Origin of the sequence: Silvimonas terrae (genome assembly GCF_014202765.1) — a bacterium.
Taxonomy (GTDB): Bacteria; Pseudomonadota; Gammaproteobacteria; order Burkholderiales; family Chitinibacteraceae; genus Silvimonas; species Silvimonas terrae.
Genome location: NZ_JACHHN010000005.1, coordinates 300,766 through 322,669, shown reverse-complemented (window position 1 = coordinate 322,669; position 21,904 = coordinate 300,766). Strand labels below are relative to the sequence as shown.

The following is a 21,904-nucleotide window of genomic DNA, read 5'->3' as shown; positions in this document are numbered from 1 at the left end:
ATCCGGGATGGCTGCCGTTTACGAGAACCTCTTCACTGTGTTGCCCCGGATTCTCGCTGCGCTTCATCCGGGCTACTTGCTGGTGGATGCGGTTAACTTGCGGCGCCCGGTGCAGGCGCTGTTGCAGGCAGTGCAAATCCAGACGTAGCCCGGATGAAGGCCCATCGGGCCGGGAATCCGGGATGGCTGCCGTTTACAAGAACCTCTTCACTTTGTTGCCCCGGATTCTCGCTGCGCTTCATCCGGGCTACTTGCTACTTGCTGCCTTCGCAGGAATGACGAACCAGTGGGATGCATGCCTTCCCACACTCTGTGCTCACCCCTTCCCCACCGGCATCGGCAATGGCAGTGACGCCGTGTGCTTCACCGGCGCCAGCGCCACGCTGGATTTCACGCTGCGCACCCCTGGCAAACTGGTGAGTTTGTGCATCACAAAGCGCGACAACGCCGGCAGGTCCGGCACGATCACCCGCAGCAAGTAATCCGCGTCGCCGGTAATCCCAAAGCCTTCCAGCACTTCCGGCATCGCCTGCACGGCGGCAGCAAATTCGCGGATCGCCACTTCACCGTGGCGTTCCAGAATCACGCTGACAAACGCCTGGACTGATAGCCCCAAGAGTTCCGGGTCCAGCGTCACGCGGTAGCCGCGTACCACGCCAGATTCTTCCATGCGCTGGATACGCCGGCCAATCTGCGAGGGTGACAAGGGCACATGCTGGCTCAGTTGCTGGTGCGAGGCGCGGGCGTCTTTCTGGAGCTGCTCCAGAATCTGATAGTCAAACTTGTCGAGCATTTTGTGCGTATTCCATGCATGGATAGATCAATCATTGCATGTTTCACGCATAGGTGGAGAAAAAACGGGGCTATTTTGCGCAAATTGCGCGTGTACTCCACCGTAGACTGTGTACATGGCGCAAACAGGAACAACACCATGAACCAGGCTGAAGAATTTGTCGTGCCTGACATCACCGTCCGCAAGAACGCGGGGCTCAGTCACGACACCGACTACACCATGCCCCAACCGCTGGACCGCTACACCGCAGCAGATCACGCCACGTGGGCGACGCTGTACGCGCGCCAGGTGGCGCTGTTGCCTGGCCGCGCCTGTGATGAATACCTGGACGGCATTGCCGCACTGGAAGTCAGCCCGCAACGCATTCCGGACTTTGCCGAACTCAATCGCCACCTGATGGCCGCCACCGGCTGGCAACTGGTCGCCGTACCCGGGCTGATTCCGGGGGATGTGTTCTTTGAACACCTGGCGCACCGGCGTTTTCCGGTGACCTGGTGGATACGTGAACCGGACAGCCTGGATTACCTGCCAGAGCCGGATATCTTTCACGATCTGTTCGGTCACGTGCCGCTGTTGATGAACCCGGTGTTTGCCGATTATGTACAGGCCTACGGCAAAGGCGGTGTCAAAGCTGACAGCCTGGGCGGGCTGGACATGCTGGCGCGGCTATACTGGTTTACCGTGGAATTCGGCCTGATCAACACCCCCAAAGGGCTGCGGATTTATGGCGCCGGGATTTTATCTTCCAGTTCAGAGTCCCACTACAGTCTGGAAAGCGACAGCCCCAACCGGCTGGGGTTTGATCTGATGCGGATCATGAAGACCCGCTATCGCTATGACTCGTTCCAGAAAACGTATTTTGTGATCGACAGTTTCGAGCAACTGTTCAAGGCCACCGAACCTGATTTTGCGCCGCTCTACGCGGCCATTGCCGACCGACCAGACATCCCCGCCGGGGATATCCTGCCCGGCGACAAGGTGCTGCATCAGGGCACACAGGAAGGCTGGCCAGACACCGAAGATGCCTGAGGAGCCCCCGATGACCGCCCATAAAATCCCCGAAACCGAACGCACCGCGCTGCTGCAAAGCCTGCCGGGCTGGCAAAGCGTGCCAGACCGGGACGCTATCTGCCGCAACTTCAAGTTCAAGGACTTCAACGCCGCGTTTGGTTTCATGAGCCGCGTGGCGCTCAAGGCAGAGCAAATGAACCACCACCCGGAATGGTTCAACGTCTACAACCGGGTGGAAGTCATCCTGACCACGCATGATGCCAAGGGGGTGTCGGCGCTGGATATTGAGATGGCGCGGTTTATGGATGAACTGGCGGGGCAGTGAGGGGGCGAAGCACTGCTGGCGGTAGTCCGGTAAGGCCACCTGCGGTGGCCACACTGGATTCCGGCGTTCGCCGGAATGACGATGTAGCGGGATGCCGGGCTTTGAAGCGCCGCCTCGCCGCCTTTACCACGAATTAGTCAGCCTTTGCCTGCAACAATTGAACCTGCATCAAATCTACCGGCGTTTATCTTCACTTCTGCTGGTCATTGCTGCGACGATCAAGCCCTCCCCTGACTCGTCATTCCGGCGAACGCCGGAATCCAGCCGCAATGCCCGCCAGACAGCCCGCCGTCTATATCCTTGCCAGCGCCCGCAATGGCACGCTCTATATAGGGGTCACATCCAACCTGATCCAGCGCGTCTGGCAACATAAAGCATCACCATCAGCCGGCTTCTCTCACCGGTATCAAGTCAAAACACTGGTCTGGTATGAAATGCACGCCACCATGGAAAGCGCCATCGCCCGAGAGAAAACACTCAAATGGTGGCGGCGCGCCTGGAAGCTGGAATTGATTGAGTCCACCAACCCGGACTGGCGTGATTTGTGGCCGGACATCCTTGGGTAGGTTTGTTGGCGTGATGCTGGCAAAGGGTATGCCAGTCTCCCACGCCTCACGCCTCACTCAACTGCAACTCCACCCAATGCTCCGCGTGGTCATCCTTCAATTGCAACACCGTCCCTTGCTGCTCCTCTCCATCCACCGTCAGCCGGGCTTGCGCCAGGTCACTGCGGCGGATGTGAATGCGCCAGGTGCTCTGACCAAAGCGGTAGGTCAGTTCAAATCCCGGCCAGTCTGGCGGTAGCAACGGGGTCAGGCGCAGGGTGTCGGCTTCGCGGTGAACGCCCAGCAGTGATTCCACGATCAGCCGGTACATCCAGCCCGCCGACCCGGTATACCAGGTCCAGCCGCCACGGCCGGTATGCGGGGCAACGCCGTACACATCGGCGGCGGCGACATACGGTTCCACTTTGTACTGCGCGACTTCGGCCGCATCCCGCGCGTGGTTGACCGGGTTGATCAGGTTCATCAGTTCCCAGGCGTTTTTGCTGTCGCCCATGTGGGCAAATGCCATGGTCGCCCAGACGGCGGCGTGGGTGTACTGCCCCCCGTTCTCCCGCACGCCCGGCACGTAACCCTTGATATAGCCCGGTTCCAGATGGCCCTTGTCGAACGGCGGCTCCAGCAACTGGATCAGCTTGTCTTCACGCCGTACCAGATGTTGGTTGAGCGATTGCATGGCGCGGTGGGCGCGTTCCGGATCGCCCGCGCCAGACAGTACCGACCAGCTTTGCGCAATAGAGTCGATGCGGCATTCGGTATTGGTGGAGGTACCCAGCGGCGTGCCATCGTCAAACCAGGCCCGCTTGTACCACTCACCATCCCAGGCATGGGTTTCCAGCGAACGTTGCAGTTGCGCGGCCTCCTGGGCGCAGCGCTCGGCAAAGGCCACGTCACCATGCTGCCGGGCCAGCTTGCCGTATTGCTGGAGCACCTCGTACAGGAAGAAGCCCAGCCAGACGCTCTCGCCCACGCCGTGTTCGCCCACCAGGTTCATGCCGTCGTTCCAGTCGCCTGAACCCATCAGCGGAAGATCGTGCGGGCCGTAGCGCAGGCCGTGCAACAGCGCACGCATGCCGTGCTGGTATAGCGGCTCGCGGACATCGGTCACGCCGGGCAGGTCGTACCAGTTTTCCTCATCCGGATTGAGTGGCCGGCCGGTGAGATACGGTACGGTTTCGTCCAGAATGGCCGTATCGCCGGTGGTTTCGACATAGCGGCAGATCGCCATCGGCAGCCACAGATAATCGTCCGAGCAACGGGTGCGCACACCCGCGCCGGTGGGCGGGTGCCACCAGTGCTGCACGTCGCCATCCATAAACTGGCGGCTGGCGCACAGCAGCAGGTGCTCCCGCATGCGCACGGGTTCGGCGTGGACCAGCGCCATGGTGTCCTGAATCTGATCGCGGTAACCATAGGCGCCGCCAGACTGGTAATACCCGCTGCGGCCCCACAGGCGGCAGGCCAGGACCTGGTATACCAACCAGCCATTGGCGAGCACATTGATGGCCGGGTCCGGGGTCTGCACTTGTACGGTGTCCAGCATGCGTTGCCAGTATTGGCGAACATGTTCCAGCGCCTCGGTGGCGGTGCCCGCTCCGCGCAGACGGGGCACCAGAGAGTCGGCCTCCGTCATGTCCTGGCCCGCACCCAGGCGGAAGGTGATCTCCCGCTCCTGACCATCGACCAGCGCAAAAGGCACCTGGATCGCGCCGCAGGGGTCCAGCGCGGCCCCCACGCGGCCAGACAGACGCGTGCGCTCCATGGCCGCCGGCCGGGCATGCGTGCCGCCCCGGCCGATAAACTCGCGCCGATCTGCGGTGATCTCCCGCAGGGGATCATCCACATCAAAAAACGCCACCTGCGTGCCCGCGCTGGCGGTGTAGCTGTTGCGGGCGTAGAGCGCGCCATTGGTGGCAGAGACTTCTGTCACCACAAACGGCGCGGTCTTGGCGCGCAACTCGCCCAGGGTCCATTCCACATATCCGGTGGCGGTCAGTTTGCGGGTGCGGCCAGAGACATTCTTGATCTTGAGGCGAGAGAACTTCACCGGGGCGTCCAGTGCCACATAGACCCACAATTCGGTGCGAATCCCGTTTTCTTCGTGCTCAAACACGCTGTAACCAAAGCCGTGGCGGGTGATGTACTCACCCGTGCCACGCGCGGGCAGCGGCGTGGGCGACCAGTACTTGCCGGTTTCTTCATCCCGCAGGTAGATGATTTCACCGCCGGTATCCTGCACCGGGTCGTTGTACCACGGCGTCAGGCGGAACTCATGCGCGTTGCCGCGCCAGGTATACGCCATGCCGCTTTCAGAAATCATCGTGCCAAAATCGCTGTTCGCCAGCATGTTGGACCACGGTACCGGCGTGCGCTGGTGATCACGGGTACTGATGACGTATTCGCGGCCATCTGCCGAAAAACCGCCCGTGCCATTGTGAAACTGCAGGCTGACGGTTTCCCGGCGTGGCGCTTCCGGCAGCGGCACATTATTGCTGATGGTGTTCACCGGCAGCGGCGGCGGTGCCACACTGAGCGCGCCGCGACGGGTGACCTGATCTTGCAGGCTGCCGCGCGTGTCGGTAATGATGATGCGCGCCACGGTATGCAACAAAGTGCGGTCTTCTACCGACATCTGCTCGCCATTGCGGACAAAAATCCCGCCCGGCTTGTCATTGATGCTGGCTTCGATGCCGGCCGAGATCAGCCCCATGATCTGGTCCTGCAAGGATTGCCGGTATCCCATGTGGTCTTCGTTGAGGATCACCAGGTCCACCGCCAGGCCCTTGAGCCGCCAGTAGGCATGCGCCTGTACCACTTGCCGCACCAGGTCAATGCGGCCGGGGTCGGCAATGCGTAACAACACAATCGGCAGGTCGCCAGAAATGGCGTAACCCCACAGGCCAGACTGACCACGCCGGTTGCTCATCAGCACGGCCACTTCGGCCCGTTGCGCGGCGTTGGGGTAGAGAATGGCGCCCGCCATACGGCCGTACAACTGGCCGTCGGCTTCGCTGGCGTTGATTTGTCGCAGCAGCACCAGGTTATGCGTCCAGGCCAGATCAAACACCCGATCCGCAAGGCGCTGGTCACGGTATTTCTCAATGAGTGCCAGCGCACCATCCCGCGTATCGGACATGCCCAGCACCAGATCGAGCGTCACGGTGGCTTCTGGTTCCAGAATGATGTTATGCCGTACCGAGACAATCGGGTCCAGCACGGCGCCTTGCGTGTTGGAGAGATTGCCGGTGGCGGTCAGCGCCGTGGGCGAGGCCAGCGTATTGCCGCGACCAATAAACCGCGCGCGGTCGGTCTCGCACGAGAAGTGATCGACATCCGCACCATGCACGGCCATCAAATGCAGCAAATACGGTTGTGGCTCTTTTTGTTCACGCCGACGGCGGTGGCACAGAATCGCCTGCTGTTCCGGCAGGATTTCGCTCTCGACAAACAACTTGCTGAACGCCGGATGGGCGTTGTCTGCACTGACCGGGGCGATCACCACTTCGGCATAGCTGGTGACTTCCAGCACACGGCGACGGCGGGAGCGGTTGGTGATGCGCATGCGCCGCAATTCAATATCGTCTTCCGGCGAGACCACAATCTCGCCCTTCACGTCATAACGCTGATCCTGGCGGTGAAACTCTGCATGCGCTTCCGAGAAAATGGCGCGGAAATGCTCGCCCGGCATGCCGCATGGACGCGCCGCAGACGACCAGAACAAGCCCGTTTCCAGATCACGCAAATAGCAGTAGACGCCCAGTTGATCCAGCGTGGGATCTTCCTGCCAGCGCGTGACGGCCATGTTTTTCCAGCGGCTGTAACCACTGCCGGCGTTATTCACCATGACGTGATAGCGGCTGTTGGACAGCAACTGGACTTCTGGCGCAGGGGTGTCAGGCCGGTCAAACTCGCGGATGGATGCCTCAATGGCCTCGGCCTGGGCGCTGCTATTGGCAAACTGCCCGGCGCGCGCATACACGGCGACGGTCTTGGGCACGCGTTCTTGCAGCAACAGCATGGTGGCCTGGCACTGCGGATCGGCGGCAAAACGCTTGAGCATGGGCTGACCCAGCAAAGCGTAAGAGAGCGACAAGAACGCCATGCCCTGGTGGTGGGCCATGAAGGAGCGCACCATGGCCAGCTTCTGCCCGCGCGGCAGGCGGGCCGCCGTGTAATCAATGGCCTCGTAATAGCCGTATTCCCCTTCCGCGCCCATGCCGGAGAGCTTTTGCAGGTTCTGGCAGGCGGCCGTTGGGGCCACCATCAAAGCCATCACCGTGGCATATGGCGCAATCACCAGATCATCGACCAGCCCGCGCTTGAGCCCCAGCCCGGGCACACCAAAGGCGCGGTACTGATAATTGAGGTGGGCGTCCGTGGTGTTGTAGCCGGATTCAGAAATCCCCCACGGGACATCGGCCTGCTTGCCGTAGGTGATCTGCGCACGCACGGCGGCGCGGCAGGTGGTATCCAGCAAGGTTTCCGGGTAAGTCGGCATGACCAGCATGGGCATGAGGTACTCGAACATCGAGCCACTCCAGGACACCATGACCGGCTCGTTATCGACCAGCGTCAGCAACCGGCCCAGCGCAAACCAGCTTTCTTGCGGTAACTGGCCCTGGGCAATCGCCACAAAGTTGCACAACCGGTTTTCCGAGGTCAGCAAGTCGTAGCGGCCGCTGTCACGCCGGTTGTCATCGCAGTTGTAACCCACCGCCAGCAAATGCACGGACGGATCATACAAAAAGCCGTAATCCATCTGCGCCAGTTCCAGCGCTTGCACCGCCAGGGCGTTCATGAGGGCTAGCCGGTCCTGGGCGTGGCGGCTGGCGGCGTTGATCTGTTCTGCCTGCTCGGCCGGCAGGTGCCATTCATCACTGGCGACTGCGGCAAAGCCGGGCAAGTCACGCAGTAGTGGCATGTGGTTGAGCGCCACCACTTGCGCACGCTGTTCGGCCGGCCAGGTGGCCCACGGCAACAGATGTTCAATCTCACCCAGCGTGGTGTGGCATTGCCGCTGCAATGAGCTTGCGGCACGGCGCAAGGCGTTTTCGCCCTCCGGCAGCACCGCACACAACACATCCACTTCTCGTGCCAGTGTCTTGAGTGCCGCATACGTTTCGGCCGGGCTCACGGGTGGCACGTTGCGCGCGCTGCTACTGAGCGCCTGCATCTGCGTCAGTGCGTGCGGCGGATCAACCGGCCACAGACTGGCAACCAGCGCCACGCCATCTTCCAGCCCGCGCCACAATTGCGGGTGGATCAGCGGGTCTTCGGTCAGCGCCAGCAAGCCCTGGCGCAACGTCAGCAAGTGCCCGGCCAGGTTGCCGCTATCAACCGTCGAGACATAACGCGGCGCCAGCGGTTGCAGGCTGCGGGTGTCGTACCAGTTGTACAGATGGCCACGGTAGCGCTCCAGGCTGAGCATGCCATTGAGCGTGTTGGTGGTGCGTTCCAGCATGGCGCCGCCGCACAGATAGCCAAAGTCATATGCTGTCATGTTGGCCAGCAGCGACAGGCCAATATTGGTGGGCGAGGTGCGATGGGCAATCACGCCTTCATCCGGCACTTCCTGAAAGTTGTCGGGCGGCAGCCAGTGTTCCTGGGCGGTGACGAATGTCTCAAAAAACAGCCAGGTTTTACGCGCGGTACGGCGCAACAGGCGGGTCTGATCGACATCCAGCTCCGTGGCAAAGGCCGTTGGCGGCTGGCTGATCCACCAGGCCAGCACCGGGGACAACAACCACAAGCCGGCCAGAATGGCGGCAAACACCAGCCAGGTCACATCAATCAGCGGCGCGCACACCAGAATGGCCAATGCGGCGGCCGGGCCAATCCACATGGCACGCAAAAACGTCTTGATGTCATAACGCGCGGAACTGCGGGCGGCCTCAGAGGTAGACCACTCCAGCAAATGCCGGTGGGTGATCCATTGCCGCCCCAGGGTACGCAAGATGGCACCGGTGGTCATCAGGGTTTCGTGCGGCAAAGTGGCCAGACGCAGGCCCAGTTGCGTAGCCTGGACCCAGATCATGTGACTATTGGTAAATAGATGCTGCCGCCAGGTAATGCCGCGCGGCTTGCGCGCCAGATCCAGCAAGGCCGACAAAATGGTCGGCAACCACAGCACCGCCAGCAATGTGCCCAGCCACAGGCGCGGCAAGGGCAGCACTGTCGCCCCCAGTACGGTCAGCACGACCAAAGAAAGCGGGACCAGGCTACGGCGCAGGTTGTCCTTGAGCTTCCAGCGCGACAGGATGCTCAGCGGATTGGGCACGCGCTCGCCCTGCTCGTTCTTCACCTTGAAGAACAGCCAGCCAGACAATTGCCAGTCACCCCGCACCCAGCGTGTACGGCGTTGAATGTCGGTCAGGTAGTTATCGGGCGAGGTTTCGTACAGCGCCACATCACTCAACAGGCCGGAGCGGGCGTAGCAGCCTTCCAGCAAGTCATGACTAAGCACGGTGTTTTCCGGAAACCGCCCGGCCAGCGCTTGTTCAAAGGTGGCGACGTCGTAAATCCCCTTGCCAATGAAAGAGCCCTCGCCAAACAGATCCTGGTAAACGTCCGACACCGTGCGGGTATACGGATCAATGCCCGGCTCGCTGCCGATCAAACGGGCATACATACTGGGGCCACCGGGCGGCAGGCTTTCTGCCACGCGCGGTTGCAAGATGCCATAGCCTTCCACGACCCGGCCCAGTTGCTCGTCATAACGCGGATGATTGAGCGGGTGCGCCATGGTGCCGACAAACTGGCGCGCCGCATCACGCGGGAGTTGCGTGTCGGTATCCAGGGTAATGACATATTTGATGTTGGAGAGCACCGCTGTCTGCCCCACCACCACAGAGAATGGTGCGGTAATGCCGTCCCGCAGCAGCATATTGAGCGCCGCCAGCTTGCCGCGTTTGCGCTCATAGCCCATCCACACGCCTTCGGCCGGGTTGTACTGGCGCGGGCGGTGGAACAAAAAGAAAGTGTTGCCGCGCGGCGCCGGGTACTGGCTGTTCAAGGCGTTGATGCGGGAGGTCAGCAGCGTCACAAGGGCATCGTCCTCCCCCATGTGTTCTTCCGGCGCATCGGCAAAGTCGGTCAACAGGGCAAAATGCAGGTGTGGATCGCGGTTGCCCAGGAAACGGACTTCCAGGTCATCCACCAACCGCTCAACGCCCGACACGCTACCCAGCATGCCCGGCACCACGACCAGCGTGCGCAATTCCGGTGGAATGCCCCGGCTGTAATCCAGCCGCGGCAAAAAGCGCGGTACAGCCAGGTGCGTGGCAAAGAGGTTGATCAACGCCACGCCCAACTGGCTGGCCGCCAGCAACAGCGCGACCGTCAGCACCACCCACAGCACCGGATTGCTCAGGCCGGCCTGCCACACCTTGTACAACATGGGCAGCGCCACCCCCAGTGTCACCAGGGTAATCGCGCCCAGATAGCAAGTCACCGGCGCCCGGGCAAACCCGCGTTTGCACTTGAGCCACAATGGCAACTGCGCCTTGCAGGCCTGTTCCAGCCGTACCAGACCATCTCCCACCAGATAAAACCCCACATGCGCCTGGCGATCGGTGTGGATGGGTGAATCGATCATCGGCCCGCTGCTGGCTGCCGCTGCCGCCAGCTCCAGGGCCTGGCGCGCCACCGCGCTTTCCGCCATGTGCGAGCGCCGGGCGGTACGCTCTACCGTGTGCCGATACTGGTCACGCGTGGAGAAATCCATGTGCGTATACATGCCGGCCGGGTCGGACACCAGAATCTGTTCGACCACGCTGAGCGTTTCGACAAACTCCCGCCAGTTGGTCGCGCCCAACAGGCGCAAGCTGGAAATGGAATTGCTGATGGATAACTGGTTGGCGGCCTGCTGGCGGTTTTCGGCCAGTACCATTTGTTCAATGGTGTGGCCTTGCTCGGCCAGCACTTGCTCTATCCAGGTCAACGGTAGCGCCAGCGCCGCGCCCTGCCCTTGCAAGCGCCGTGCCAGCTCGGCCACAAAGGTATGACCCAGCGCCGGCCCGGTGCGCGCCATGTCGGCCACCAGCAACAACAGGCTTTTGGGGTCTTCTTCTGATGCCTTGATCATGCGGCTGGCCCAGTCGGCCGCCAGATTGCGGTCTGCACTGTCGGTGGCAATGCTGGCACTGACGCGGCGCAGGTTTTCGATCAGCGCCAGACGCAGCATGATCGGAATGGCCCACAACTCACCCAGCGTCAGCTCAGACACCTGCTGATAGGCCGAGACATAGCGGCTCAGGCTTTCCAGATCCCAGCGGCCATCGCCATGGGCAATGGCTTCCAGTGCAATCTCGTACACTCGGGGCAGCCCGGCGGATTCCCCTTCGGCCAGCCTGGGCAAACCGCGCCCGTACCCTTTGGGGAAATGCCGCTTGGCAGTACGGATCTGTTCTTCAATCAGGTAGAAGTTATCCAGCAGCCATTCACCCGCTGGCGTCAAACGGGTGCCACCGCTGGTATTGGTCAGCACGCGGCAGGCATTCACCAGAATGGCTTCGTTCTCGGCCAGCCGGGCAATCAACTGATCCTGGCGGTAGGCCGCGCCAATGCGATGCGATGCCGCCAGCGTGCGGCCATGCCGCTCCATCTGATCCGCGCTGAAGAGCTCTGCCCGCAGCGGCGCTTCTGTCGCCGCAAACCCGCGCAGGTTGTTTTCATCTTCTTGAAGCGTGGATTTATTCCACAGACGCCCGGCCTGGCGGGCATAAGACTGGTCGATGGTGGCCAACGTGCATGCCTCCCTGCTGGTGCGCTCGCAAACTTGACGGTGCGGGCGCGTGCTGAAGAAAGATCGAATGCTTGCCCGAATGGCAAAACCGGTACAGCACGCCGGTCGTCAGACGTTCAGTCTGGCGCAAAGCGCCTGCCAGGGCACGGCAGGACTGCATGCCAGCCCGCCAGCCGGTATCCGGGCGCCTGATCTGTGAGCGCCATTACTGTCCATCAGTGTGCAGATGTTCAATTGCCCCGTCTGTCAGCGTGGCGGGGCATGCATGTCAGTGGACGCCTACGGCTGGCGTCAGGCTGGCCGGGTGGATGTTTTGTTTGTCGGGTGGGGCTTGTCTGGATTGCGGGCGGCCCCATACTTTTCAAGTTAGAGGCACAAGGTTGCGCCCCGGCCGAAGAACGTCGGTGCTTTGGGTTTTTGAAGCGTAAGCGGCTTGCCAGGAAAAGCCCACCGCTGGTGGGCGGCTGGATTCCCGCCTCCGCGGGAATGACGAGGTGGTTGGGGGGCTAAGCCCATCACCCTTGCAAGCAGACGGTTTGCGAGGTTGGGGTTGGGGTTGGGGTTGCTTTTGACTTGCCTCCCCATTAAAGCCCAGCGCCGAAGGAGGGAGGGAGACCCAAGGCTCCCGACCGACTGAGGGAAGCCCGGAGGGCCGCCAGGCTGGGGTCGCCTTTCTTTGGTTCCTTTCTTTGGCGACGCAAAGAAAGGGACGTGCTCCGGCCACCGCCGGTATCAAATGCTTTTAAAAGACCCGCGCCAAAGGCGCTAACAGAGCTTCGGGTTTTACGGCAATGAAGGTGGATTGTCGCTAACGCTCCGAATCCACCCTACATAGACATCGCAACACAGACACCGCCAGTTATCGAACAAGACACACCCATAACCCAATCCCGCGCAGCCGCGCGCTCTGCCATCCTCCGTAACAAGGTGAGACTTCATGAGCAAAACCTCTCTGGAAAAAGACAAAATCCGCATTCTCTTGCTGGAGGGCATCCACCCCAGCGCTATCGAAGCATTCCAGTCTGCGGGTTATTCCAATATCGAAGCCTTACCCGGCGCGCTGACCGGCGATGAACTCAAACAAAAGATTGCCGATGCGCATTTCGTCGGCATCCGTTCCCGCACGCAACTCACGGCAGAGGTACTGCAAGCCGCGCAAAAACTGGTCGCGGTGGGGTGTTTTTGTATCGGCACTAACCAGGTAGACCTGGCCGCCGCGCAAAAGCTGGGCGTGGCAGTGTTCAACGCGCCGTATTCCAACACCCGTTCGGTAGCGGAACTGGTATTGGCCGAGGCCATCTTGCTGCTACGCGGGATTCCGGAGAAAAACGCCAGTTGCCACCGCGGCGGCTGGATCAAATCGGCCAGTGCGTCGTATGAAGTCCGTGGCAAACAACTGGGCATTATTGGCTATGGGGCGATTGGCTCGCAGTTGTCGGTTCTGGCCGAGGCCCTTGGCATGCGTGTCTCGTTCTTTGATACCGCATCCAAACTGCCACTGGGCAACGCTCAGCAAATTGCTGACCTGCACAGCTTGCTGGGGCAGTCCGACATTGTGACGCTGCATGTGCCGGAAACAGCATCGACCAAAAACATGATCGGCCCGGCGGAACTGGCCGCCATGAAACCCGGCGCCGTGCTGATCAATGCGGCACGCGGTACGGTGGTGGATATTGATGCACTGGCGGCAGTGCTGGAGCGCAAACACCTGGCCGGGGCGGCCATTGATGTGTTCCCGGTGGAGCCCAAGGACAACAAGGAAGAGTTTGCCTCGCCCTTGCGCCAGTTTGATAACGTCATCCTGACCCCGCATATTGGCGGTTCTACGGTAGAGGCCCAGGCCAATATCGGGATTGAAGTGGCCGAAAAGCTGGTCAAGTACTCTGACAACGGCACCACCACGTCGTCCGTCAATTTCCCGGAAGTGGCCTTGCCGCAGCAGGCCAGCAAACGGCGCGTGCTGCATGTTCACCGCAATATTCCGGGGGTGCTGTCGGCCATCAACAGCGTGTTGTCGGCAGATCAAATCAACATTGCCGCGCAGTATCTGCAAACCAATGCAGAGATCGGTTACGTGGTGATTGATGTGGATTCAGACTACAGCGATACCGCACTGAAGAAGCTTTCTGGCGTGGAAGGCACCATCCGCCTGCGTTTGTTGTTCTGACCCCGTAGCCCGGATGAAGCCGCAGGCGGGAATCCGGGGTGGCACCGCCTGCAACTTCTTGCAGACACGGCAACCCCGGATTCCCGGCCTTGCAGGCCTTCATCCGGGCTACTGCGGCGGGCGGTCAATCGCGGCCAGGCAGCACGCCCCGATAGCGCATGCGCCGGGCAAACAGGTGATCGGGCACGCCCGGTGCGGCAAAGGAACGGGTGCCGATCGGCACAAACCCCAGTTTGCGGTACAGCGCCGTGGCACTGGTGTTGCTCACCAGCACATCCAGAATGATGTCCTGACCTTTGCGCACCGGCAGCGCGCCATGGTGCAGTGCATGCGCAAACAGCGCGGCAAATACGCCTTGCCGACGCCATTGCGGCGTAGTGGCGCAGTGGGCGATCAGGGTCTGGTCTTGCTGCGGCACCGGCACTTCCCGTTGCAAAACAAGGCCGCGCCGCAAGATGCTGCCGGTTTGGCGCCAGCCAAATTGTTGCATCAATTGCGCCGCCAGATACGGGCCGTTCAACAAGCCACCACGGCCATCCTGCACACCCATGACCGCGACCGGCTGATCGGCCAGGGTGGCTACCCGCAAATGCTGCCAGGAAAAATGCCCCATCGGTTCGCCCAGGGCATGCTGCAAAAACGCAATGACGTCTGCCGGCGGCGTATCAAACAGCCAGGCAAATTCGGTGCTCGCCGCGTCGTGAATCAAGGGAGCCAGCACGGCGGCATCGCCCGCTGAGGCCTGCCGGAAACCCAGGGTGGATAAATCCAGTGGGGTCAGGGCGCTGGCATCCGGGTAGGCAATGGCTGTACTCACAGCGCCAGCTCCGGCCGCACAAAGCGGACATCCACCGCCGTGTTGCAGCTCACCGCCCAGTACAACTGATCTGGCAAGAGACCGCCGTGATGAGAGGGCTGCGGGTTGGTGACGTATTCGTGCATGGCAGGTGCGCCATAGACATGCTGGCGCAGACCGCCTTTGTAGGCCGCCTCGCGCAGGGTCCAGAGCCGGTAAAAGCGCTCGCTCTGGCTGGCTGCATCGGCGGATGCCACCCAGGCCAGATCAGCCTCATCACAGGCGTGGCGCGCCAGGGCCAGCACTTTGCGCGGGCGGGCCTGTTCCAGATCCAGACCCAATTGCAAACCAGCGGCATGCGCCACGGCGACGCCTAACCAGGATGCCGTGTGGGAGATCGACATGGCCAGCGTGGGCCAGCCGGCAAAACAGGGGCTGGCTTCCTCACGCTCGATCAGATCAGCCAGTTGCAGCGCAGGGCTGGCCACCGTGCGGGCGATGTGCAGCAACAGCAGCCGGCCTAACATGAGTTGTCGCTGACGCGGGACATGACTGATTTGCGCCAGTCGCGCACGGGTGGCGTCAGACCAGGGCAGCGCCAGCAAGGCGTCATCCGGCAGGGTGTGGATATCCTGGAAAAGGGCGATGGTCACAACAGGCATGGTTGGCAGTTTACACGCTGCCTGGCGGTCACGGCCTATGCACAAAAAAAGAGGCCCACCCCATATGGGGCGGGCTTACGTGGGTACTGGGGGGGTAGCACCCATCGTCAGACCCACGCTGGCAACCATTGCGGTCAACCAGCGCAGAGTCAGTCGGTCACGGGAGATAGAGCCTTAGCGAGTGAGACTCTGTGGCGAGCTGGCCGGCGGATTATCCGCACCGGTAGAGGTACCAGAGGTACCGGCTGCATAGGCAGTTGCGCCCAGCAAAACGGTACCGGCGATCAGCGCGACATTCACGAGAGTTTTACGGATTTGCATCGTGTACTCCTTTCCAGTGGTTAAAACGAAAACCTCAAAACTTGGGAGGTAAGGGAGTTAATGCAAGGGTCGTGCCAGCTTTGTTAAAGCCAACAATATCAAGGGTTTGCGAGGACCCCCTCTGAAATCGTCAGAGATGAGGGGGCAAAAGCGGGGTAAATCGTCGTGAAATCCCGACGCTGCCCGCCTGTCAAACCCGGCAAAGCCACGGTTTGACGTGCGTTGCAGCGCAATATGGGCGTCGCCATCAAGCGACACCCTCCCCGCCTTGGCGGAACAGGCCCGGATTAAGGCCGTGTTTTTGCAACAGGCGGTAGAACTCCGTGCGGTTGCGACCGGCTATCCTTGCGGCATCGGTGACATTGCCGTCGGCCACTTTCAACAGTTGGGTGAGGTAATCACGCTCGAAGCGGGATTTGGCGTCGTTGTAGTTCAAGATGCCCTGCGCCGGCAGGCGCAAGGCCCGCTGCACCAGCGACAACGGAATGATTGGCGCCGTCGCCAGTGCGCAGACTTGTTCCACCACGTTGTAAAGCTGGCGCACATTGCCCGGCCACGCCGCCGAGACCAGCGCTTCTACCGCGTCTGGCGCATAGCCCGTCACCGCCTTGTTGTAGCGTGCGGCAATCTGGGTCAGGAAGTGGCTGGCCAAAAGGGCAATGTCCTCGCGCCGGGCCGACAAAGGCGGCAGCGTCAGCGACACGACGTTGAGCCGGTAGTACAAATCTTCGCGGAACTGGCCAGCGGCAATGGCTGCGTCCAGATCGCGGTGCGTGGCAGAGATAATGCGCACATCGACCGCCACGGGTTCACTGGCCCCGACCGGGCGCACGGCTTTTTCCTGCAGCACGCGCAAGAGTTTGACTTGCAAGGGCAAGGGCATGTCGCCAATTTCATCCAGCAGCAGGGTGCCGCCATTGGCCGCCTGGAACAAACCCCGGTGATTGGCCAGCGCGCCGGTAAACGCACCCTTGATGTGGCCGAACAGTTCGGACTCCAGCAGTTGCTCCGGAATGGCCCCACAGTTCACCGCCACAAACGGGCCCCGCCCGCGTGGACTGGCCCGGTGCAGCGCGCGGGCCAGCACTTCTTTGCCGCTGCCGCTCTCGCCCTGGATCAGCACGCTGGCATCGCTGGCGGCCACCAGCCGCGCCTCGCCCAGCAGTTCTTCCATGATCTGGCTACGGCTGATCATGCCAGAGCGCCAGTCTTGATCGACCTGTTGCGGGGTATGCCCGGTGGAGGACGTCAGATTGAGCGCCTGGGCAATTTTCTCCAGCAATACATGGGCGTCAAACGGCTTGGTCAGATAACAGAACACACCACGCTGCATGGCCTCGACCGCATCCGGAATGGTGCCGTGGGCGGTCAGCAGAATCACTGGCAAACCAGGGTGGCGCTGGCGGACTTCTTCAAACAGCGCCATGCCATCCTGACCGGGCAGACGGACGTCGCTGATCACCAGCTGTGGGCATTCCACGGCGATCTGCGCCAGGGCTTGTTCAGCCGAAGCCACGGTGGTGGCCCGATAGCCGCCAGCCTCCAGCCGCAGCGCCATCAGGCGCAGCATGTCAGCGTCGTCGTCCACAAACAAAAGGTGCGGCTTTTCCATGTTTTATTCCTTGCGGGCCGGTGCAGGTGCGGAAGCCTTGTCTCCGGCCATGTCTTTCTCGATATTCTTGAGTGCATCCAGCTGCGCCTTGAGCTGATCGGCGCGGCGCTGGGCCTCTTTGTTGGCAGCAGATTGCTTGTCCAGTTGGTCTTCCAGCTTGCGGCGATCATTCCATTGCTGACTCAAGAGCTGCGCGGCAGTGCGCAAGCCGCTGTCTGCACGCGCCGCCGTATCGGCCAGCGTAATGGCGCGGGCCAGATCAGGCGCGTTGCGGGTTTGCGCCAGCAAGATCCCTTGCTTGAGCATGGTTTCCGGGGTTTGCGGGCCGGCCGCCAGTTCAGCCGCGCGCCGAGTCAGGTCCGCCACCGGCAGGTTACGAATCTGACCGTAGTAGTCGATCAGCAAACGCACGGGGTCAGGCGGCGGTGGTGTGGGTTCCGGCGTGGGTGCGGGAGTGGGGGTCACGACGACGGGTAGAGGCGCATGGCGCAGACCCCAGCCTTGCGCGCACCCGCCCAGCGCGGCGAGGGTCAACAGCAGCGCCGGCCAGAAAGAGAAACGGGGTTTAATGCGATTCATCGGGTAATGTAATCCTGAAACGGGCGCCTGGGCCCGCCGCGACAAGTTCAACGAGGCCACCATGCGCCTCGACGAGTTCGCGCACAATGGATAATCCAATGCCGTGACCGGGCGAGGCTACGGCCGGCTGGCCCCCACCCCGGTAAAACGGCTCAAAGATGCGTGCGGCTTCCGCAGCCGGAATACCCGGCCCCTCATCCGCACATTCAATAATGGTGTCGCCATCTGCCTGCATGCAGGTCAGTGCCACTGTGCCCCCATCCGGACTGAAACGGATGGCGTTGGATAACAGATTACCCACCACCATCGACAGCTTTTCGCCATCTGCGGTGATCACGGCGTTGGGGCCGGTCACGCTCACCGTCAGGTTGCGCGCCTGCCATTGCAGTTTCTGGCCTTCCACCGTGTTTTCAAGCACTTCTCGCACATCGACCGCCGCGCGGGTCAAGCGCCGGGCTTGCCAGGCAATGGTCTGATAGCGCAACAGGTCTTCAATACGCGCCTGCAGCGTCAGCACGTTTTGCTGGAGTATGCCGGTAATCTCGCGCTGGCGCGGCTCCAGCGGGCCGATGATGCCTTCGTCCAGCAGCGCGACCCCTTCCCGCAGGGCAGCCAGCGGGGTTTTAAGTTCGTGCGAAACATGATGCAGCACTCGGGTTTTTTCTTCGTCAGACGACAACAGCCGGCGGCGCAACCAATCCAGTTGCACCCCCAACTGCCGCAAATCCCCCGGCCCTGCAATGACGACCGGATCGGCCAACCGGTTCTCACCCAACTGATGAATGGCATCTGCCACGCGCCGCAACGGCCGCGCAAAACCAAAGTGCCACGCCACGATCAACACAATGGCAATGCCACCCACGGCGATCAGTTGCCACATCAGCAGCGTGCGCTGGCGATCAAGTTCGTGCAAAAACGAGTCATTGCGACTGGCGATGCCGCTGCGCACATCCAGCGCAATCTCGTCATTGAGTTCACGCAGATGCGCCAGTTGGGCAAACAAAAAGCGCTGCTGCTTCTGGGCTTCGTCAAACGAACGCGCCAGCACCGCGCCTGCAGTCTCCGAGGTATCCAGCCATTCGTTGAACACCGGCTGATGCAGGCCAGAGTTGGCCTTGACCGCGCGCAGGGCGCTTTGTGCCTCTTTCCAGGCATCCATATAACGGTCACGGAAGGTGGTGTCGTTCAGGATCAGGAACTGGCGGGCGCTACGCTCCATGGTCAGCGTGCGCTCTTGCAGGCGCTGCGCTTGCTCGGTGAGCGTGGCGGCACTTTGCGCGGCACTGCGGCTCTGGCGCCCCAGACTTTCCATCATCCACAAGGCGTTGACCGAGGTGGCCCCCAACAGCGCCACCGTGGTCAAAAACAGGGTTACGGACCAGAACCCCAATGATTGCGGAAACAGTTTCAGCATGAACAAGGCTCCGCCAGGACTACCCTGGCATCTGGTGTTGCACCGGCGAATGGTCCCGCCGTCAAGCCCCGCCCCGTCTGGCTTTGCGCCAATTTGACCGTCATTGCGGCCGCTGCCTGACGCAAAAAACGCGCGACACCGGTCCGCTTTTTGTTCTTTAATCGTAAAACTTCGGGCCCGTCTGCGGCCCGTCTACCTTGTCCTGGTTTGCGGGGCTGCACCGCCGACCATCCGCGCTTTTGCACTTGCCGGGGCCCGTGTGCCCCGGTGTCCTGGTGGCCAACCCGGCCCGAATCCAACCGTGGAGCCTGGCATGCAAGACCTGGATTTTTTGCCATCCTTTCCCTTTGAATTCAATGTAGTCGCTCTTTTCGGCATTTTGCTGGTTGCCGCTTTTGTCGGCGGCGGTGCCGTGCATAAATCCGGCTTTTTGCCGCGCATCACCGGCTTTACCCTGGTGGGCATGCTGTTGGGTAACAGTGGCCTGGAGATCATCGACAGCGCCACCGTGCTCAAGTTGCGACCTTTGCTGGATATTGCGTTGGGCGTGGTGTTATTCGAGTTCGGCCAGCGGCTGGATTTTAAATGGTGGAGGCAAGATCGCTGGCTTGCAGTCAGTTGCATCACTGAAAGCATTCTGGGTTTTGCGCTTGCGTTCGGCGCGCTCCTGTATCTGGGTCAGCCCCCGCTGCTCTCTGGCATGGCGGCGGCGATTGGTATTTCCACCTCGCCGGCCGTGTTATGGATGATTGCGCGCGATACCCATGCCGAAGGCCAGTTGACCGACCGGGCCATGAATCTGGTGGCGGCCAATGGCGTGATCGCCTTCATCACGGTCTCCATGTTGCTGGCGTTTTTGCACCTGGATCAGGGCGCGCCGTGGCGACTGGCCTTGCTGCACCCTTTGTGGGTGGTGGCAGGCTCAATTCTGCTGGGTTTTGTCGGTGCGCGCAGCACGCTCTGGCTGGTCGGCCTGACCTCCAGGACCAGCGACAGCCGGCAAGCCGTGGTGCTGGGCATGGTCATGACCGCCATTGGCTTTGCCTCCGTACTGCATTTTTCGGTACTGATCACGCTGCTGGTGTTTGGCGTGTTCATCAAGAACATGGACCACGAACACCGTGTCGCAGCGGTCGATACCGGGCGTTATGCCTCTTTGTTCCTGGCCGTGCTGTTTGTCATCACCGGCGCCAGTTTGTCCTGGCACACCTTGATGCTGGGCGGTCTGGCCGCGCTGGTGTTTACCCTGGCGCGCTTTGTCGGCAAGTTTCTGGGCGTGCTGCTGATCTCGCCCTTCTCTGGCCTTGGCATCCAGAAATCCGCCTGGCTGGGTCTGGTGCTCCTGCCGGTCTCTGGCACGGCGCTGGTCCTGGCAGAAGACGTAGCCCGCCTGTACCCGCAATTTGGCGAGACGCTGCGGGCCATTGTGCTGGGCTCGGTGGCCCTGCTGGAGTTGATTGGGCCCATTGTCACCCAACTGGCGTTGCGCATGGCGCGGGAAACCCGCCAGAACTGAACGGCTAGCCGGGCCAAAGGAACGAAACCGGCCTGCGGCCAATCCAACCAGCCCGCACCGCCACAACGAGTGTGCCGGCAGGAGAAGCAACATGGACGAGATGGATTTCCAAGCCTCGCCCCGGATGTCCATGGGGGTAGAACTGGAATTGCAGGTGCTCAATACCCGCGATTACAACCTGACCCGCGGTGCGCCTGATCTGCTGCGATTGCTCGGCAAAACGCCGTATAAAGACCTGATCAAGCCAGAAATTGCGCAAAGCATGATCGAGCTCAATTCCTCCATCCACCACCGCTACGATGAGCTTTTGCAAGAGCTGCAAGACCTGCGCGATGAAGTCACCCGCCAGTGCGGCAAGCTGAACCTGGCCGTGGCCGGTGGCGGCACGCATGCCTTCCACCAGTGGAGCGAGCAGCGCATCTTTGACATGCCCCGCTTTCATCAGCTCTCTGAGTTGTACGGTTATCTGGCCAAGCAGTTTGTGGTGTTCGGGCAGCACGTGCATCTGGGCTGCCCCAATGGCGACGATGCCGTCTATCTGGTGCACATGCTGTCCCGGCATATCCCGCACTTTATTGTGCTGTCGGGCTCGTCGCCGTTCTCTCAGGGTGAAGACACGGCGTTTCACACCGCCCGCCTGAATGCCATCAACGCCTTCCCGCTCTCCGGCCACATGCCTTTTGTCCAGAGCTGGGCCGAATTCCGCACTTTTTTTGAGCGCATGAAACAGTTTGGCGTGGTCAGCAGCATGAAGGACTTTTACTGGGATATCCGCCCCAAACCGGGTTACGGCACGGTGGAACTACGGATTTGCGATACCCCGCTGACCGTCGGCAAAGCTGCCGCCCTGGCCGCCTATGCCCAGGCGCTGGGCCAGTACTACCTGACCGAGCGACCATTCCAGCCGTCGTCCGACGTCTACGAGCTGTACACCTATAACCGATTCCAGGCGTGCCGCTTTGGCGCGCAAGGCAATCTGATCGACCCCTACACCGGCCAGCACACCGATATTGCCAGCGATATCCTCGCCTCATTGCAACGGGTAATGCCCTATGCCGAACAACTGCAAGGCCAGGCCGGGCTGAAAGTATTGCAGCGGGAAATCGAAGAGAACGCCTCTGACACGCGCTGGCTGCGCGACACGATGGCGAAGGAACAATCCATCAACGACGTAGTACGCCACCAGGCCCGCCGCTGGATGACACCAGCTAGTTAACCCCTGCAGGGCGGATGCGGCGCGGCCCCTTGGTGGGTATCCCCACAAAGCCACTTGATGCATCAGATGTCAGTTGCAGTGGGGCTGGAAACGGCCTGCCATCTTGCGAGCCACGACAAGCGTTGAACATCGTTCTTGCCAGCATCGCCACCCCGGATTCCCGCTTCGCTTCATCCGGGCTACGGA

The 21,904-nt window shown here is 61.4% G+C and carries 15 protein-coding genes; 7 read left to right on the top strand and 8 right to left on the bottom strand.

The window, feature by feature from the left end:
- Window positions 1-7 precede the first annotated feature (7 nt).
- Window positions 8-148, top strand: coding sequence for a hypothetical protein (locus HNQ50_RS14270; RefSeq protein WP_184101851.1), 141 nt, complete (start codon window positions 8-10; stop codon window positions 146-148).
- A 168-nt stretch (window positions 149-316) separates the two neighbouring features.
- Here HNQ50_RS14270 and HNQ50_RS14265 read toward each other — a convergent pair whose 3' ends face one another.
- Entirely contained in the window at window positions 317-793 is a 477-nt protein-coding gene (locus tag HNQ50_RS14265) for an Lrp/AsnC family transcriptional regulator (protein WP_184101850.1), read from the bottom strand.
- 138 nt (window positions 794-931) lie between these two features.
- Between HNQ50_RS14265 and phhA the strand changes: the two genes are divergently transcribed.
- The 3 genes from phhA (at window position 932) to HNQ50_RS14250 (ending at window position 2,695) form a co-directional block, all read left to right on the top strand.
- The gene (gene phhA, locus HNQ50_RS14260; RefSeq protein WP_184101849.1) at window positions 932-1,822 is read left to right on the top strand and encodes a phenylalanine 4-monooxygenase; all 891 of its coding nucleotides are present in this window, start codon (window positions 932-934) and stop codon (window positions 1,820-1,822) included.
- Between the two features lie 10 nt (window positions 1,823-1,832).
- On the top strand, window positions 1,833-2,129 hold the full coding sequence (locus HNQ50_RS14255) for a 4a-hydroxytetrahydrobiopterin dehydratase (protein WP_184101848.1): 297 nt from the start codon (window positions 1,833-1,835) through the stop codon (window positions 2,127-2,129).
- A gap of 269 nt (window positions 2,130-2,398) precedes the next feature.
- Entirely contained in the window at window positions 2,399-2,695 is a 297-nt protein-coding gene (locus HNQ50_RS14250) for a GIY-YIG nuclease family protein (protein WP_184101847.1), read from the top strand.
- Window positions 2,696-2,741: 46 nt separating this feature from the next.
- Here the strand turns inward: HNQ50_RS14250 and HNQ50_RS14245 are convergent, their stop codons facing one another.
- On the bottom strand, window positions 2,742-11,435 hold the full coding sequence (locus tag HNQ50_RS14245) for a glycoside hydrolase family 94 protein (protein ID WP_221303185.1): 8,694 nt from the start codon (window positions 11,433-11,435) through the stop codon (window positions 2,742-2,744).
- Window positions 11,436-12,372: 937 nt separating this feature from the next.
- On the opposite strand from HNQ50_RS14245, the gene serA reads away from it, so the two are divergent.
- Window positions 12,373-13,602, top strand: a complete 1,230-nt coding sequence (serA, locus tag HNQ50_RS14240; RefSeq protein WP_184101846.1) for a phosphoglycerate dehydrogenase — start codon at window positions 12,373-12,375, stop codon at window positions 13,600-13,602.
- A gap of 124 nt (window positions 13,603-13,726) precedes the next feature.
- On the opposite strand, the gene HNQ50_RS22500 is transcribed toward serA, so the two are convergent.
- The 6 genes from HNQ50_RS22500 to HNQ50_RS14210 all read right to left on the bottom strand — a co-directional run bounded on the left by HNQ50_RS22500 (window position 13,727) and on the right by HNQ50_RS14210 (window position 18,986).
- Window positions 13,727-14,419 (bottom strand): GNAT family N-acetyltransferase, encoded by a 693-nt coding sequence (locus tag HNQ50_RS22500; protein WP_184101845.1) that lies wholly within the window; start codon window positions 14,417-14,419, stop codon window positions 13,727-13,729.
- Window positions 14,416-15,060, bottom strand: a complete 645-nt coding sequence (locus HNQ50_RS14230) for a 4'-phosphopantetheinyl transferase family protein (protein ID WP_184101844.1) — start codon at window positions 15,058-15,060, stop codon at window positions 14,416-14,418. The genes HNQ50_RS22500 and HNQ50_RS14230 overlap by 4 nt, the downstream gene beginning before the upstream one ends.
- 174 nt (window positions 15,061-15,234) lie before the next feature.
- Window positions 15,235-15,381, bottom strand: coding sequence for a hypothetical protein (locus tag HNQ50_RS14225; protein ID WP_184101843.1), 147 nt, complete (start codon window positions 15,379-15,381; stop codon window positions 15,235-15,237).
- Between the two features lie 247 nt (window positions 15,382-15,628).
- Entirely contained in the window at window positions 15,629-16,993 is a 1,365-nt protein-coding gene (locus tag HNQ50_RS14220) for a sigma 54-interacting transcriptional regulator (RefSeq protein ID WP_184101842.1), read from the bottom strand.
- 3 nt (window positions 16,994-16,996) lie between these two features.
- Window positions 16,997-17,572, bottom strand: coding sequence for a hypothetical protein (locus tag HNQ50_RS14215; protein WP_184101841.1), 576 nt, complete (start codon window positions 17,570-17,572; stop codon window positions 16,997-16,999).
- The gene (locus HNQ50_RS14210; protein ID WP_184101840.1) at window positions 17,559-18,986 is read right to left on the bottom strand and encodes a sensor histidine kinase; all 1,428 of its coding nucleotides are present in this window, start codon (window positions 18,984-18,986) and stop codon (window positions 17,559-17,561) included. Before HNQ50_RS14210 ends, HNQ50_RS14215 begins: the two co-directional genes overlap by 14 nt.
- 313 nt (window positions 18,987-19,299) lie before the next feature.
- Between HNQ50_RS14210 and HNQ50_RS14205 the strand changes: the two genes are divergently transcribed.
- Together HNQ50_RS14205 and HNQ50_RS14200 are read left to right on the top strand one after the other, a co-directional pair.
- A complete protein-coding gene (locus tag HNQ50_RS14205; RefSeq protein WP_184101839.1) occupies window positions 19,300-20,502 on the top strand; it encodes a cation:proton antiporter in 1,203 nt (400 codons plus the stop codon).
- A gap of 91 nt (window positions 20,503-20,593) precedes the next feature.
- Window positions 20,594-21,718 (top strand): YbdK family carboxylate-amine ligase, encoded by a 1,125-nt coding sequence (locus HNQ50_RS14200; RefSeq protein ID WP_184101838.1) that lies wholly within the window; start codon window positions 20,594-20,596, stop codon window positions 21,716-21,718.
- The last annotated feature ends 186 nt before the right edge of the window (window positions 21,719-21,904 follow it).